Origin of the sequence: Clostridium sp. OS1-26 (assembly GCF_030915445.1) — a bacterium.
Lineage (GTDB): Bacteria > Bacillota > Clostridia > Clostridiales > Clostridiaceae > Clostridium_AM.
Window position 1 is genome coordinate 4,996,925 of record NZ_CP133264.1, and the last position, 14,672, is coordinate 5,011,596.

A 14,672-nucleotide genomic window follows, 5' to 3' on the forward strand; every position below is an offset into this window, starting at 1 on the left:
AATCATCATTTTTTTATTTTAACAGTAAAACTCTTGTCCTTTAACATTTTCACATTTGAACCATCATAAGTTCCAACCATAATATTTCTTGATGTGCCAATTTTAAATATCCTTACATTATTCTTTAAATTATCATATTTACGATAAAGTTCATTTCTTTTATCATCATCAGCCTCCTTTACTTCAGTACCATCTATTGTTACATATATAGACATATCAAACATTTGTGTTAAACTATCTTTTCCAAAATATTTTTGATTATATCTTACAATCAGATAGTCACCATCTATAGAGTAATCCTTTATACTTACACTTCGATCTTTATCAATGGTTAATTCTATTGGCTTTACATTATTCACATCTAGCTTAACCGCTGGTAATTTTTCAGTATTTTCGCTTCCTTTTGTCCTGTAAGCTGGTATAATAGTTACACCTTTCATATCATTATTGGAAATAAAAGTTGAATTCCATTTATAGGTTCCACGTAAACCATTTGTTCCTCCAGAGCTACCATTCCAGCATAATCCATTACCTTTGTCATCCAAAACTATAAATTCAGAAACAGTATCATTGCTCATATCGTTAAATTTGCCTTCACCTTTTATAGTTACAGTAAGTGGAGAAATAGTTACCGTTGAAATCTCCCCTTTTTCACCATCTATCTCAAGCTTAGAATTAATTTTTTCTTCATAGGTTTTCTCTGTCTGCTTACTTTTATCAAGGAAGAAATGAACACCCCAGTCCCCTGTTTTGCCAAATAACTGTGATATATTGATATCTATATTCATCTTATTTGGCAACTTATCCGCTGACCAATCTATCTTCTTTAATACTCTAATTGTATTGTTGTCAATAAGCTCCCATGATGCTCCTGCACCTGTACTTACACTTTTTCCATTAACCTTCATCTCTGTTGGAATTAATAACGCGTCAGAATAGTTATCTTTAATTTCTTTATTATTATTTTTCACTACAAAATTTAAAAATAGCATATTATTATCCGCTACCGCACTTTCAAAGGTAACGTCAATACCTTCACAGGACTTGGTCTTACCAATTGCATCAAGGTAATTAGAGTATTTTTCATTTACACTAACTAAATCTCTTTTAAATAATTCTCCGATTATTGGAACACTAGTAGCTAATGCTGGGTTTACCACTATAGCAGAGGATATGAAAATCATAGTAATTGCAGCCGCTATAGAAATCTTTTTCTTACTGATAAATCTTTTCTTAGCTATTGGCTTTTCCTTACTTAAAGCTTCTTTTATATTCTTCTTAACCCTTTCTTTTTCTATTTCACTTACAGGCATTTCTTCAAATTCCTTTTCATCTACTTCTATATCATTAAACATTTCATAAATATCCTTCATATTAAATTACCTCCAAGTTTAATGCTTTTTCCTTTAATTTTCTCTTTCCTCTGTAGATTCTATTATCTACGGAGGCCTTGGTAATATTAAGCTTTTTAGCTATATCCTCTGATTTATAGCCAAGGAAAAATTTAAGAATAAAGATATCTCTATCTATCCTTTGTAAGCTGTTAATTAGTTCTATTACCTCACTTCTACTTTCCATAGTAATTAAATCATCTTCTACTGAACTTTTGTCAACAACTTCAATAGCCTCTAAAACTTCCTCAGCCTTTTTTACCCTTGACCTGTAATAATCAATAGCCTTAAACTTAGATATAATATAAAGCCATTTCTTAAATTCACTATCATCACCGTGAAATTTATTTGCGTTTCTCCAAACAGAAAGAAACACATCATTTATACATTCCTCTATAAGCCCTTCATCTTTAAGTGGACCAAGAACCCTATATATAGTTCCTTTAATTAAGGTCAGATAATTGTCAACTATATAATCTAAAGCATCTTCCTTCCCATTTTTTAGCCTTTGTATGTAATTTTTTTCGTCTGATTTCATAAACTCTCTCCTTACTAAAAGGTGTTGTTGTAAAAGCTTTTACACTTTATATAACGAATGAAAAATAAAATATTCTCAAATTTTTCTATTTTATTTTAATAATACATTAGTAAGATAGACTTGTAACTATTCAGCTATATATAATACTGTGAAATTTTAGGTACGCCAAAATGGGGCTGCTGTATTAAAGAATTTACATACAATACATTGTTCTTCAAATTTAAAATTAGAACAATATATTGTAGTATTTATTCTTAATGCAGCAGCCCCATTAATCCATTTTAACTAAACTATTTTAGCTACAACTATCTTTGTTACATAATAAACTAAAATATTATATGCTATAGCAATTGCCCATAATACTATTAAAACTTTTATTGCCTGTTCCGTTTTATTTTTTTCTGCATTTTTATATATATTTATAATTTTATATGAACCTCCAATACCAATACACCAGCTGAATAGGCCCTCTACAGATAATATTGGTATTAACAAATTCAGAAAAACAAGTATGAACATTATACTTTTATTGTATTTTACAGTTAATTCCTCTTGCAACCCATCTAAAGTGTTTTCTACATTCCTTTCTAAATTACTATTCATTCCTTTACTGCCTTTCTTTAAAATAGTTAGCTTTTATCATATCATTTGATTGCTGTAGTATATTAATATATTCCTTCTTCTCCTGACTGGAAATTTCTTTTCCTACATAAGATTTATTAGTTAGCACCGCATAATCTAGATTAGTATTTAAAAGATTTCTACCTAATGCAGTGCCAATATAATTGTTTTCTTTTATACCCATTAAATAGCTAATCGTTGGGAGAAAGTCTACTTGTCCACCATTAACCTTAAGTTCTTTGCCGTGAAAATTCTTAGAATATATTATTAAAGGTACTCTTCTATCGTTATTTCTCCATTTGTCTGATATTCCTTTAATATCTTTTACTTCTCCACAAAAAAACTTGTGAACACCTTCATGGTCGCCATATATAGCTACTATAGTATTTTCTAACATACCTTTTTTATCAAGGTCTTGTATAAACTTTCCTATCATTGCATCTGTATAATGTATGCTTTCTATAAACCCACCCATCTTAGTTCCTTTTAAATTATCTGATAAATCAATAGTTACCTGGTCTCTTGGAATAACAAAAGGGCTGTGGCTAGTTTCCGTTATCATGAAAGTATAAAAGGGCTCCTTTTGTTTTTCTATCTTTCCCGCCGCTTGTGATAAAAAGCTTCTATCACTTAAATTTATCCCTATTATTTCGTCTGCATTAAAATTTGTTATGTCTAAACAGTTATCAAAGCCCATGTGTTTTTCTGCTGCCATCCAATTCCAATAACTACCTTTTTCTCCATGCATCGAATAAGTGTTGTAGCCTTCCTTCTTTAATAGGTTTGGTAATGAATTATAATCATTATATGGATAATTAAAATTATTATTTCCTATTAATACAGGAAGCATAGAAGTATTAGAAACAAAAGTAGCATCAGAAGTTGTACCATTATAGGTTTGCTCATGATAATTGGAAAAATAAAGTGAATTACTGAGCAATTTGTTTAAGTTAGGTGTTATTTCTTGATTGTTTACTTTTTCGTTTATAATAAAGTTTTCCATTGATTCTACTTGAATAACAATCAAATTTTTTCCTTTAAAAATTCCACTATAACTATTTGATTTAAGATTTTTCTCTTTTGAACTAAAGTATCTTTTTATTTCGTCTTTCTCCTGCTGAGACATGATATAAGATGTGTTATCTTCGCAGTAATTATATAAATCATATAGATGATACCCTATTGGCGTCAAATAATACATGCTTTGGTTTTGTGACCATGATCTTTTAAATAAATATTGATAAGCATATCCTCTTTGAAATTTATCTACTTTGACATGATTATAGGCTAGATATAAATTTGGAATTAAAAATAATATGCCAAACTTATTTAGGCTTCTTCTAACATTCTTATAAGACTTTATATTTTTTATAAAAATTGCTATAAGAATTACAGCGTTTATTAAAAATATCAAATCTATTGTTCTAAACATTGCGAGTATACTTGGAGTTAATCTTTCTAAATTAGCTGTCATTTTAAACATATAGTAATTTAAAAATGAACTATTGCTTCTATAATACCATAAGTCCAGTATCAATAATAATGAAATAAATATATTCATTATTATCATAAACACATTTTGTGCTATACCCTTAAATAAAAATCCAAAAGAATAGGGTATTAACGCAAATACTATATATATTAATATTGGCAGTACCCCTAAAATAGCAGTTCTAAAATTTATACTTACTGAATTACCATCGGATAAAAGCAAGATAAATAGAATATATTGTATTAATGTGCCTACTACCGCTGTCATAAAAAATTTATCTTTTATAATTTCTTTTATGTTTTTTTCTATAAAACTAATGGTTCTCTCCACTTTTAGCCCCCTTTGCTCAAAAAATATGTAGATTTATTATATCACATTTTTGATAATAACAATATTTTTTTCATTCCTTAAATATAAAAAGCTAAACTGTGAATCCTTAGGTCACAGTTTAGCTTTTTATATTGTCGCATTGGAATTATACTTACAGCTGTTTATTTGAAATACTTTATAATAAAATCTTATTTTGCATAGTTATGAAATCCTTTTGAAGCCTTTCTTCCAAGCCATCCAGCTCTTACATATTTTCTTAATAACGAGTGAGCTCTATATTTTGAATCTCCAGTTTCCTTATATAATACATCCATTATTGCAAGGCAAACGTCTAAGCCTATAAGGTCACCTAGTGCTAGTGGTCCCATTGGATGATTTGCACCAAGCATCATAGCTTTGTCTATATCCTCAGCACTGGCTATTCCTTCAGCTAATATTCCGCAAGCTTCATTTATCATAGGAATAAGTATTCTATTAACAACAAAGCCAGGAGCCTCTGCTACCTCTACAGGGTCTTTTCCTATAGAAATTGACATCTCTTTAACTGCATCAAAAGTCTCTTGAGATGTAGCCATTCCTCTGATTATTTCTATAAGCTTCATCACTGGTGCTGGGTTGAAGAAGTGCATTCCTATAACTTTATCTGCTCTTTTAGTTGCTGCTGCAACTTCAGTTATTGAAAGCGAAGATGTGTTTGATGCCAATATAGTTTCTGGTTTACATATTTGATCTAATTCTGCAAATATTTTTTTCTTTATATCCATATTTTCAACTGCTGCTTCTACTACTAAATCACAGTTAGCTGCCAAATTTAAGTCAGTTGTTCCTGTTATTCTATTAGCTATAGCATCTGCATCTTCTTGTGCCATTTTTCCCTTAGCTACTAATTTTGAAAGACCTTTCTTTATTCCAGAAATGCCTCTTTCCACAAATTCATCTTTAATATCTCTTATTACAACTTCATATCCTTTAGCTGCAAATACTTGTGCAATACCTGCTCCCATAGTACCTGCACCTAATACGCATATCTTTTTCATTTCAATTACCCCCATTAATAAAAAATTATATGATATGGCATGTCCGCTTGACTAATTCAAGCCTTAGATACACTGTTTTTTCAAATCAACGTTCTACCCTAAAGACATGCCATTAAAAACAAAGTTACTATATGGCAGCTTCTTCTTTATGAGCTTTAATTTTAGCTGTTAGTTCAGGTAATACTTTATTTAAATCTCCAACTATTGCAAGATCCGCAACTTTCATTATAGGACAATCTGGATTTTTATTAATAGCTATTATAAATTCACTGTCCTGCATTCCAGCTAAGTGCTGAATTGCACCAGAAATTCCACAGGCAATATATAGTTTAGGTCTGACAGTTTTACCAGTCTGTCCAACTTGAATAGCTTTATCAGCCCAACTACTATCTACAGCCGCTCTTGAAGCAGCTACTGTACCACCTAAAACTTTAGCAAGTTCTTCAAGTTTTGAAAAATTTTCAGCATTTCCAATTCCTCTTCCACCAGATACAAGTACTGAAGCTTCTCCTATATCTATTATATTCTTTGAAAGTTTGATTATCTCTTCTGTTTTTGTTCTTATATCTTTTTCTGTTAATTTAACAGTTACATGATTAATTTTTTCCCCATTTATCCTTGAGTTATCTTTTTCTAGTCTTGAAAAAACTCCAGGCCTTACAGTTGACATTTGAGGTCTGTGATTTCCACAAACTATTGTAGCCATAAGATTTCCACCAAAGGCTGGTCTAGTCATCATGAGGTTATTAGTTTCAGGGTCTATGTCAAGTCCAGTACAGTCAGCAGTTAAACCTGTGCGTAATCTTGCAGAAACTCTTGGCCCTAAGTCTCTTCCTATAAATGTAGCTCCTATAAATATTATCTCCGGCTTCATCTCAAGAGCTAAATCACAAATAACTTTCGTATATGCGTCTGTTGAATAATGTGATAAAAATTTATTGTCACAAGCAAGGACTTTATCTGCTCCATAAGATAGCAAGTTATCTGCTATGTCTTGAATATTGTGTCCAAGCACAACTGCAGTAAGTTCAGTACCTAATTTATCTGCAATTTCTCTTCCCTTTCCAAGTAGTTCAAGGGATACTTTTTGAAGCTTCCCATCTCTCTGCTCTGCAAATACCCATACACCTTTATGTTCTGATATATTCATCTAAGATTCCTCCAAACTAAATATAGTGATTTTCAATTAATTTTGAAACTGTGTATTCTACTGCTTCTTTAACTGGTTTAGCCACCAATTCTCCGTTTCCCTTGGCTTCTTTAGTTGCTGATTTCATAACTCTTGTTGGTGAACCATTAAGTCCAAGAAGGCTTTTATCAACCTCTATATCATCTGCAGTCCAAACTTTTATTTCTTTATCAAAAGCACCAAATATTTTAGACATATGCATATATCTTGGAATATTTAATTCTTTTATTGCTGTTAAAAGTGCAGGAGTTTTAACTTTTATTATCTCATATCCATCTTCCCAAGCTCTTCTAACTTTTATATATCCCTCTCCTACTTCTTCAACCTTCTCAACATAGGCCACTTGAGGAATGTCAAGATGCTCAGCAATTTCTGGCCCAACCTGTGCAGTATCTCCATCAATGGCCTGCCTTCCAGCAAATACTATATCATAGCCAAGTTTCTTTAATGCACCTGATAAAGCATAGGAAGTAGCCAAAGTATCCGCACCTGCAAAAGCTCTATCTGTAATAAGTATAGCTTCGTCTGCTCCCATTGCTATTGCTTCAATTAAAGCATTTTTAGCTTGTGGAGGTCCCATTGTAATTACTGTTACATGTGCTCCATGATTATCTTTAATTGCTAAAGCCTCTTCTAGTGCATTCTTGTCATCTGGATTCATTATTGATGGAACCCCTTCTCTTATAAGAGTTCCTGTCTTTGGGTCAATTCTAACTTCATTTGTATCTGGAACTTGTTTTATACAAACAACTATATTCATTGTCTAATATCCTCCTCGTTATCTAAATATATTCCCGGAAATAACCATCCTTTGAACCTGTGATGTTCCTTCATATATTTCAGTTATTTTAGCATCTCTCATCATTCTTTCAACTGGATAGTCCTTAGTGTATCCATATCCACCAAATAACTGTAAAGCTTTAGTAGTAACATCCATAGCAACATTTGCAGCATGAAGTTTTGCTCTTGCCGCATCAACGCTATATGGAAGTTTGTTATCTTTCTTCCATGCAGCAAGATAAACAAGATGTCTTGCGGATTCAATAGCAACATCCATGTCTGCCATTATCCAGCTTAATCCCTGGAATTTATCAAGGGATTTACCAAATTGTTTTCTTTCCTTCATATAATTTTTTGCCTCTTCAAAAGCTCCTTCAGCTATTCCTAATGCTTGAGCTGCTATACCAATTCTTCCTCCGTCAAGACTCTTCATTGCTATTCCAAATCCTTTTCCTTCTTTTCCAACTAAATTCTCAGATGGAACTATACAGTCCTCGAATATAAGCTCAGTTGTTGATGATGCTCTTATACCCATCTTATCTTCTACTTTTCCTATTGAAAATCCAGGAAATCCTTTTTCAATTATAAATCCGGATATTCCCTTAACACCCTTACTCCTGTCCGTCATAGCAAATACTACAAATATATCAGCTTTTCCACCGTTAGTTATGAATATCTTTGATCCATTTAATACATAGTGATCACCTTGAAGAACTGCAACTGACTGCTGTCCTGCTGCATCAGTACCTGCATTTGGTTCTGTTAAGCCAAATGCACCGAGTTTTCGCCCTTTGCAAGCGGTACTAAGTATTTTCTTTTTTGTTCTTCTGTTCCATATTCATTTATTAATGAAGCACATAATGAAGTATGAGCTGAAAGTATAACACCTGTTGTAGCACATACCTTTGATAACTCTTCAACTGCCATAATATATGACTGAGTGTCTCCTCCTGCTCCACCGTATTCTTTTGGAAATGGGATGCCCATCATTCCATACTTAGCCATCTTTTTTACATTTTCCATAGGAAACTCTTCTGTTCTATCTATTTCAGATGCTATTGGTTTAACTTCTTTTTCAGCGAATTCTCTAACCATCTGTCTTACTAATTCTTGTTCCTTTGTTGGTGCGAAATTCATATGAAATTACCTCCTACTTATTTTTAAAGCTTTTTTCTCTTCTTTCTACAAAGGCTGTCATACCTTCTTTTTGGTCCTCAGTTGCAAAACACTCTCCAAATACTTCTGATTCATACATAAGTGCCGTTTCTATATCACACTGCATACCTCTATTTATAGCAGCTTTACAATACTTAACGGCTATGGGAGCTTGCGATGCTATTGTATTTGCAAAGCTTATAGCTTCTTCCATAACTTTATCTAGTTCAACAACCTTATTCACTAAGCCAACTCTAAGTGCTTCCTCAGCTTTAATAATTCTTCCTGTAAAAATTAGTTCTTTTGCTATTGCCATTCCTGCGATTCTTGCTAATCTTTGAGTTCCACCAAAACCTGGTGTTATCCCAAGACCAACTTCAGGCTGTCCAAATTTAGCATTAGTTGATGCAATTCTTATATCGCAAGCCATAGAAAGTTCGCAGCCTCCGCCAAGTGCAAATCCATTTACTGCAGCTATTACAGGTTTCTCTAACAAATCAATTTTTCTAAATACTTTATTTCCAAGAATACCAAATTTCCTTCCTTCAGCGACTGACATATCCTTCATTTCTGTGATATCAGCGCCAGCAACAAAAGCCTTTTCACCAGCGCCAGTTAAAATAACTGCATATATTTCATTATCCTCAGCTATCATGTCAATAACACAATCAAGTTCCTTTAAGGTTTCTGAATTTAAAGCGTTTAATGCTTTAGGTCTATTAATAGATATAATTGCAACTTTGTCATTTTTTTCAAAAATTATATTTTTAAATTCCATGTTAATCCCCCTCTGTATTTTAAAATTGCTATCTTTCAACTATAAGAGCTGTCCCCATTCCTCCACCTATACACAAAGTTGCAAGACCTCTTTTAGCATCTCTTCTTGCCATTTCATGTAATAGTGTTACAAGTATTCTTGTTCCTGAAGCTCCAATTGGATGTCCAAGGGCTATAGCTCCACCATTTACGTTTACTATATCCATATTGAACTTTAAGTCTTTAGCAACAGCTAAACTCTGAGATGCAAAGGCTTCATTAGCCTCAATTAAATCTATATCTTCTATTTTTAAGTTCGCCATTTCCAATGCTTTCTTAGTTGCATGGAATGGTCCGTATCCCATTATTGATGGTTCAAGACCTCTTTGACCATAAGAAACTATTCTAGCAAGAGGTTTAACTCCAAGTTCTTTAGCCTTTTCTGCGCTCATTACAACTATTGCTGCTGCACAATCATTTATACCTGATGCGTTACCAGCAGTAACTGTACCGTCTTTTTGAAAGCTGGTTTTAATTTTGCTAAAGCTTCAATTGTTGCACCGAATCTTGGAAATTCATCCTGTTCAAATATTATTTCTTGTTTTTTCTTTTTAACAACGATTGGGACTATTTCATCTTTGAATTTACCTTCTTTTATAGCTGTTTCAGCTTTTTTTGTGATGCTAAAGCAAATTTATCTTGCTCTTCCCTGGTTATTCCCCATTGCTGAGCTATGTTTTCTGCAGTTACTCCCATATGGTATTTGTTGAATACATCTGTTAATCCGTCAGTTATCATTTCATCAACAAATTCTCCATTGCCCATTCTTTGTCCCCATCTTGCATCATTTAAAAGATATGGAGCCTTTGACATACTTTCCATACCACCAGCTACAATTACATCTGCATCTCCAGCTTTTATTATTTGGCAAGCTAGAGAAACTGCTCTTAAACCTGAACCACAAACTTTATTAATAGTCATTGCTGGAACTTCAACTGGAAGACCTGCATTAACCATAGCTTGTCTGGCTGGATTTTGTCCGAGTCCTGCTTGTAAAACATTACCCATTATTACTTCATCTACAGCTCCGTCCTTAACACCTGCTCTATTTAAAGCTTCCTTTATTACTGCAGCGCCTAAATCTACTGCTGCTACATCCTTTAAAGTGCCCCCAAAGGACCCAATAGCCGTTCTTACTGCACTTGCTATGACTACTTCTCTCATTTTCAATCTCCTCCCCATCTATTGATTAAAACGTTATTTTATTAACTCATTATATTGATGTGAAAATGTTATCAATACTATAAGCTTGATATAAATATATATTCTTGGAAAATCTAAAATATAATTTTATATCCTCAAATAGATATAGCAAATACCTTGCCAAAGATATTCCATTTATTAAAACTAGTAATTTAGCCTTTCTACAAGTTCAATTAAATATAATATTTAACAAAATCAGTATTTCTTCAAAAATTTGTGTTAAATTCAAGACAATTTCAATTAAAAGTTGTATGCATTTCAGTACAATTGATAAATTTATAACAATTATTCTTTTTTAAAATGTCTTGTCTTCCGTACAACAACTATAAAAAATAAACAAATTGTTAAATATATAACTAAAAGCCCCAAAAAATATTTTTGGGGCTCTCTAATAGCAATTAACTTTATTCTCTTGCTTAACACATAATAAATTCAGTTTTAATATTATCACGCTAATCTATATGCAGCTTTGACATTTTTTCATATAAACTCGATCTGCTTATGCCTAAAAGATGCGCTGCCTTTGATTTATTTCCTTTAGCGACACTAATACTATTTAAAATTGCTTCTTTTTCTGCATCATTTAATATATCTTGAAGATTCCTAACAGGCTTACACTCTCTCATTGCTGTTATTTTAGAAGGAAGATGTTTTACATCTATCACTGTTTCATTTTCAATAATAGTTATCGCTCTCTCTAGTACATTTTCCAGTTCTCTTATATTTCCTGGCCAGCTATAATTTTTTATATATTCTAGTGCCTCATTTGAAATTCCCTCAATATATTTACTTACTTTGTTACTTATTTTATTAATAATATGATGAACTATAGTTTCGATATCTTCTCTTCTTTCTTTTAATGACGGCACATTGATTGTTAAAACGTTCAATCTATAAAATAAATCCTTTCTGAACTTACCTTCTTTTACTAATTGCTCTAAATTTTGATTAGTGGCTGCTATAACTCTTACATCTATTTTTTTTGGACCATCTGACCCTATTTTTTCAACTTCCTTTTCCTGAAGTACTCTTAAAAGTTTAACCTGCATATATATCGGCATATCCCCTATTTCATCTAAAAAAATAGTACCACCATCGGCTAATTCAAATTTACCTATCTTTCCTTCTTTTTTGCTCCTGTAAAAGAACCGCCTTCATATCCAAAGAGTTCAGATTCAAGAAGTTGTCCTGGAATAGCTCCGCAATTGACTTTGATAAAAGCACCATTCCTTCTTCTGCTTTCTTTATGAATAGCATGGGCAAAAAGCTCTTTACCTGTTCCACTTTCACCTAGTATCAAAACATTTGAAGAACTCCATGCAGCTTTTTCAGCAAACCTTTTTGCACTTTTTATTAATACTCCATCTCCAACTATATCATCAAAAGAATAAGTTGTTCTGTTTAGTGCTGATATATTATTGGTTAATCCTTTAAGTTGTTTTTTCATTGCATTCATATGTTCATGCATATCATTTAAATCTTTTATACTTTTAAATATAATCTTTGCAATGGCTCCAATTACTTCTCCATCTTTAACAATAGGTATACGACTTACAATTAAATACTGACTATTTATTTTAAGCAACTCTGCTATTTCAGCTTGTCCAGTCTTAATTACTCTAGGCAATCTTGTTTCTTCAACTATTTCTGTTATATGCTTCCCAATAATATCCTCTCTTTTCTTTTTAAAAATCATAGCATACCCTTTACTAATCATTGTAATAAAACCTTCTTTATTAATAGCTATAATTCCATCATAAAGTGTATCCATTATAATATTTAGAATGATACTATCGTTTTCTAAAATGTTTTTCTTGTACATATTTACAGCTCACCACCTTAGTAGATTATATTAAAAAAACATCTTCTTTTCCCATACATATAAATTTATCTTTATACTACCTATATAAGGTCCCTAACTAGAAAGTTAACATATCCGGTTGTATAAGTTAACTTTCGGTCTTTAAGCCTATAATAACATACCCTACGAATTATATTATAATCCTTATTTTCCAGCTTTTCCATAATCATATTTAATTTTATTTAATTTTAAATAAAAATTAAATAAAAGGAGCTGTCGCACTAAGAAAATTAGTGCAACGGCTTTCCACGCTCCCGTATTTTTTTGTTTTATGCCTCAGCTTGTATATTTCCGTCAAAAGAAATACAATGGAGCTATGGAGGTGTTATGCGTGGATTATGTAACGACAAAAGAAGCAGCGAAAAATTGGGGAATCACGGACAGAATGGTAGTGTACCATTGCTCTGCCGGACGGATTAAGGGGGCTAAAAAAATGGGAAATACATGGCTTGTTCCGGTTGACGCTGAAAAACCGGCTGACGGACGATACAGGAGCAGTAAAGTAAAGGATGGTGAAAATAAATGAAACGGATATTTTTGGTTGAGGACGATAAGGCAATCGCCAAAAACCTTGTGCTTTTGCTCCGCTCGGAGGGATTTACAGTCACTCACGCCCCTACGCGGAGTGAAGCACTTGCCGCCCTTGCTGGGAATAAATTTGACTTGGCGCTTATAGATATTTCTTTGCCTGACGGAAATGGCTTTACAGTTTGCACGGAAATCAAAGAAACGCAAGATGTTCCCGTTATCTTTCTGACAGCTTCTGGCGATGAGGCGAGTGTTGTTACTGGGCTGAACATGGGCGCAGACGACTATATCACCAAGCCTTTTCGTCCGCGGGAATTGATTGCACGAATTGGAACCGCCTTGCGAAAAAGCGGACGTTCTCCATCGGCTTTTGAAATCTGTGGGCTTCATGTCGATATGGCAAGCGGCGTCGTGAAAAAGGACGGCAGCGAGGTTTTCCTTTCACCCCTAGAATACCGCTTGCTGTTGGTGTTTATTAGCAACCCAAGAAGTATTATCACGAGGGGCAGGCTGCTTGACGAATTGTGGGACGCGGCAGGCGAGTTTGTCAATGACAATACATTGACCGTGTACATCAAGCGCCTGCGGGAGAAGATAGAGAACACCCCCGCAAGCCCGCAAATCATTCTGACCGTTCGCGGGACGGGATATAGATTGGGGGACGGGTATGCTTCGGAATAGAGAGTTTCGGCAGTTTGCCATTTTATTTTCCTTAATAGCTGCCACCACTGTAACACTGGGATTTGCAATCAATAGGTTGGCGGGAATCCTTGCCATTGCTTCTGCCGCCGCCTTTGGAATAGCGTTTTTTGCGTTTACACAAGCCCGATATAAGAGCATTGCACAGATTTCAAATCAAATCGATCTTGTGCTTCATAATGCTAACCATCTGTATATTGGTGAATCGGACGAGGGCGAACTTTCCATTTTGCAAAGTGAGATAACAAAAATGACGCTGCGTATTCGGGAGCAAAATGATGCACTGAAAAAAGAAAAAGAACATCTTGCCGATTCGCTGGCTGACATAGCCCACCAACTCCGTACCCCTCTCACATCCGTGAACCTTATTCTGTCATTGTTAGAGAATAACTCTGACGAAAATGAACGAAAAACATTGATACGGGAAACAAAGGAATTGTTTGTACAGATGGATTGGCTGCTTACTTCCCTATTGAAATTATCTCGCTTGGACGCGGGCATTGTGGTGTTCCAAAGCCAGCAGATAGATGTAAACAATTTGATATGCACCGCACTTCGTCCGTTCCAAATCTCGATGGAACTGCACCATATTGATTTGCAAATAGATGCACTGAAAGGGATGATTATTCAGGGAGATTCAGGTTGGCTTTCGGAAGCAATTCAAAATATCCTGAAAAATTGCATAGAAAGCGCAGGCGACAACGGGAAGATTGAGATTGTCTGCACAGATAACCCATTGTTTACTGAGATTGCCATCCACGACAGCGGCGCGGGCTTTGAAAAAGAAGATTTACCCTGCTTGTTTGACAGGTTCTATCGTGGCAAAAATGCAGGTGCGACAGGATATGGAATCGGATTGGCTCTTTGCAAGATGATTATAACACGGCAGGGAGGGACGATTACCGCAAAAAATCACCCGCAGGGCGGCGCGATATTTGCCATTCGTTTCCCAAAGTGACTAATCTCTCACCTAAAAGTCACAGAGATGTAAGTTGAAGGTTCTATTATATAGGTAAACCATGAGAAAGGAGA

At 33.9% G+C, this 14,672-nt stretch carries 13 protein-coding genes and 2 pseudogenes; 3 read left to right on the plus strand and 12 right to left on the minus strand.

All coding sequences use genetic code 11. From position 1 onward, the window contains the following. Positions 1-5: 5 nt before the first annotated feature. From RCG18_RS24795 to RCG18_RS24850, 12 genes and pseudogenes are all read right to left on the minus strand, one after another. Positions 6-1,373 (minus strand): DUF4179 domain-containing protein, encoded by a 1,368-nt coding sequence (locus tag RCG18_RS24795; protein WP_308038649.1) that lies wholly within the window; start codon positions 1,371-1,373, stop codon positions 6-8. Between the two features lies 1 nt (position 1,374). Next, positions 1,375-1,929, minus strand: a complete 555-nt coding sequence (locus RCG18_RS24800; RefSeq protein WP_308038650.1) for a sigma-70 family RNA polymerase sigma factor — start codon at positions 1,927-1,929, stop codon at positions 1,375-1,377. Between the two features lie 285 nt (positions 1,930-2,214). Continuing rightward, the gene (locus RCG18_RS24805) at positions 2,215-2,532 is read right to left on the minus strand and encodes a hypothetical protein (RefSeq protein WP_308038651.1); all 318 of its coding nucleotides are present in this window, start codon (positions 2,530-2,532) and stop codon (positions 2,215-2,217) included. A gap of 4 nt (positions 2,533-2,536) precedes the next feature. Then, a complete protein-coding gene (locus tag RCG18_RS24810; protein ID WP_308038652.1) occupies positions 2,537-4,372 on the minus strand; it encodes an LTA synthase family protein in 1,836 nt (611 codons plus the stop codon). Positions 4,373-4,560: 188 nt separating this feature from the next. After that, positions 4,561-5,409 (minus strand): 3-hydroxybutyryl-CoA dehydrogenase, encoded by an 849-nt coding sequence (locus tag RCG18_RS24815; RefSeq protein ID WP_308038653.1) that lies wholly within the window; start codon positions 5,407-5,409, stop codon positions 4,561-4,563. Positions 5,410-5,536: 127 nt separating this feature from the next. Continuing rightward, entirely contained in the window at positions 5,537-6,559 is a 1,023-nt protein-coding gene (locus tag RCG18_RS24820; protein ID WP_308038654.1) for an electron transfer flavoprotein subunit alpha/FixB family protein, read from the minus strand. A 16-nt stretch (positions 6,560-6,575) separates the two neighbouring features. Further along, on the minus strand, positions 6,576-7,358 hold the full coding sequence (locus tag RCG18_RS24825) for an electron transfer flavoprotein subunit beta/FixA family protein (protein ID WP_308038655.1): 783 nt from the start codon (positions 7,356-7,358) through the stop codon (positions 6,576-6,578). An 18-nt stretch (positions 7,359-7,376) separates the two neighbouring features. Continuing rightward, positions 7,377-8,515, minus strand: a pseudogene (locus RCG18_RS24830) (acyl-CoA dehydrogenase). Positions 8,516-8,528: 13 nt separating this feature from the next. Continuing rightward, positions 8,529-9,311: a short-chain-enoyl-CoA hydratase gene (locus RCG18_RS24835; RefSeq protein WP_308038656.1), complete on the minus strand. Its 783-nt coding sequence runs from the start codon at positions 9,309-9,311 to the stop codon at positions 8,529-8,531. 28 nt (positions 9,312-9,339) lie between these two features. After that, positions 9,340-10,513 (minus strand): annotated as a pseudogene (locus RCG18_RS24840) (acetyl-CoA C-acetyltransferase). A 491-nt stretch (positions 10,514-11,004) separates the two neighbouring features. Continuing rightward, on the minus strand, positions 11,005-11,613 hold the full coding sequence (locus RCG18_RS24845; RefSeq protein WP_374118976.1) for a sigma 54-interacting transcriptional regulator: 609 nt from the start codon (positions 11,611-11,613) through the stop codon (positions 11,005-11,007). 53 nt (positions 11,614-11,666) lie between these two features. Beyond that, the gene (locus RCG18_RS24850) at positions 11,667-12,374 is read right to left on the minus strand and encodes a sigma 54-interacting transcriptional regulator (protein WP_308038657.1); all 708 of its coding nucleotides are present in this window, start codon (positions 12,372-12,374) and stop codon (positions 11,667-11,669) included. A 310-nt stretch (positions 12,375-12,684) separates the two neighbouring features. Between RCG18_RS24850 and RCG18_RS24855 the strand changes: the two genes are divergently transcribed. The 3 genes from RCG18_RS24855 to RCG18_RS24865 are packed head-to-tail and all read left to right on the plus strand — an operon-like array spanning position 12,685 to position 14,598. Next, complete coding sequence (locus RCG18_RS24855; RefSeq protein WP_374118977.1) at positions 12,685-12,939, plus strand: DNA-binding protein; 255 nt, start codon at positions 12,685-12,687, stop codon at positions 12,937-12,939. Beyond that, positions 12,936-13,622 (plus strand): response regulator transcription factor, encoded by a 687-nt coding sequence (locus tag RCG18_RS24860; protein WP_308038658.1) that lies wholly within the window; start codon positions 12,936-12,938, stop codon positions 13,620-13,622. Before RCG18_RS24855 ends, RCG18_RS24860 begins: the two co-directional genes overlap by 4 nt. Beyond that, positions 13,609-14,598, plus strand: coding sequence for a HAMP domain-containing sensor histidine kinase (locus tag RCG18_RS24865; protein WP_308038659.1), 990 nt, complete (start codon positions 13,609-13,611; stop codon positions 14,596-14,598). Before RCG18_RS24860 ends, RCG18_RS24865 begins: the two co-directional genes overlap by 14 nt. The last annotated feature ends 74 nt before the right edge of the window (positions 14,599-14,672 follow it).

Bases quoted from the DNA above. Each gene is read 5' to 3' on its own strand.
- RCG18_RS24795 (WP_308038649.1), bottom strand. From the start codon at position 1,373: ATGAAGGATATTTATGAAATGTTTAATGATATAGAAGTAGATGAAAAG.
- RCG18_RS24800 (WP_308038650.1), bottom strand. From the start codon at position 1,929: ATGAAATCAGACGAAAAAAATTACATACAAAGGCTAAAAAATGGGAAG.
- RCG18_RS24805 (WP_308038651.1), bottom strand. From the start codon at position 2,532: ATGAATAGTAATTTAGAAAGGAATGTAGAAAACACTTTAGATGGGTTG.
- RCG18_RS24815 (WP_308038653.1), bottom strand. From the start codon at position 5,409: ATGAAAAAGATATGCGTATTAGGTGCAGGTACTATGGGAGCAGGTATT.
- RCG18_RS24820 (WP_308038654.1), bottom strand. From the start codon at position 6,559: ATGAATATATCAGAACATAAAGGTGTATGGGTATTTGCAGAGCAGAGA.
- RCG18_RS24825 (WP_308038655.1), bottom strand. From the start codon at position 7,358: ATGAATATAGTTGTTTGTATAAAACAAGTTCCAGATACAAATGAAGTT.
- RCG18_RS24835 (WP_308038656.1), bottom strand. From the start codon at position 9,311: ATGGAATTTAAAAATATAATTTTTGAAAAAAATGACAAAGTTGCAATT.
- RCG18_RS24845 (WP_374118976.1), bottom strand. From the start codon at position 11,613: ATGCCGATATATATGCAGGTTAAACTTTTAAGAGTACTTCAGGAAAAG.
- RCG18_RS24850 (WP_308038657.1), bottom strand. From the start codon at position 12,374: ATGTACAAGAAAAACATTTTAGAAAACGATAGTATCATTCTAAATATT.
- RCG18_RS24855 (WP_374118977.1), top strand. From the start codon at position 12,685: ATGCCTCAGCTTGTATATTTCCGTCAAAAGAAATACAATGGAGCTATG.
- RCG18_RS24860 (WP_308038658.1), top strand. From the start codon at position 12,936: ATGAAACGGATATTTTTGGTTGAGGACGATAAGGCAATCGCCAAAAAC.
- RCG18_RS24865 (WP_308038659.1), top strand. From the start codon at position 13,609: ATGCTTCGGAATAGAGAGTTTCGGCAGTTTGCCATTTTATTTTCCTTA.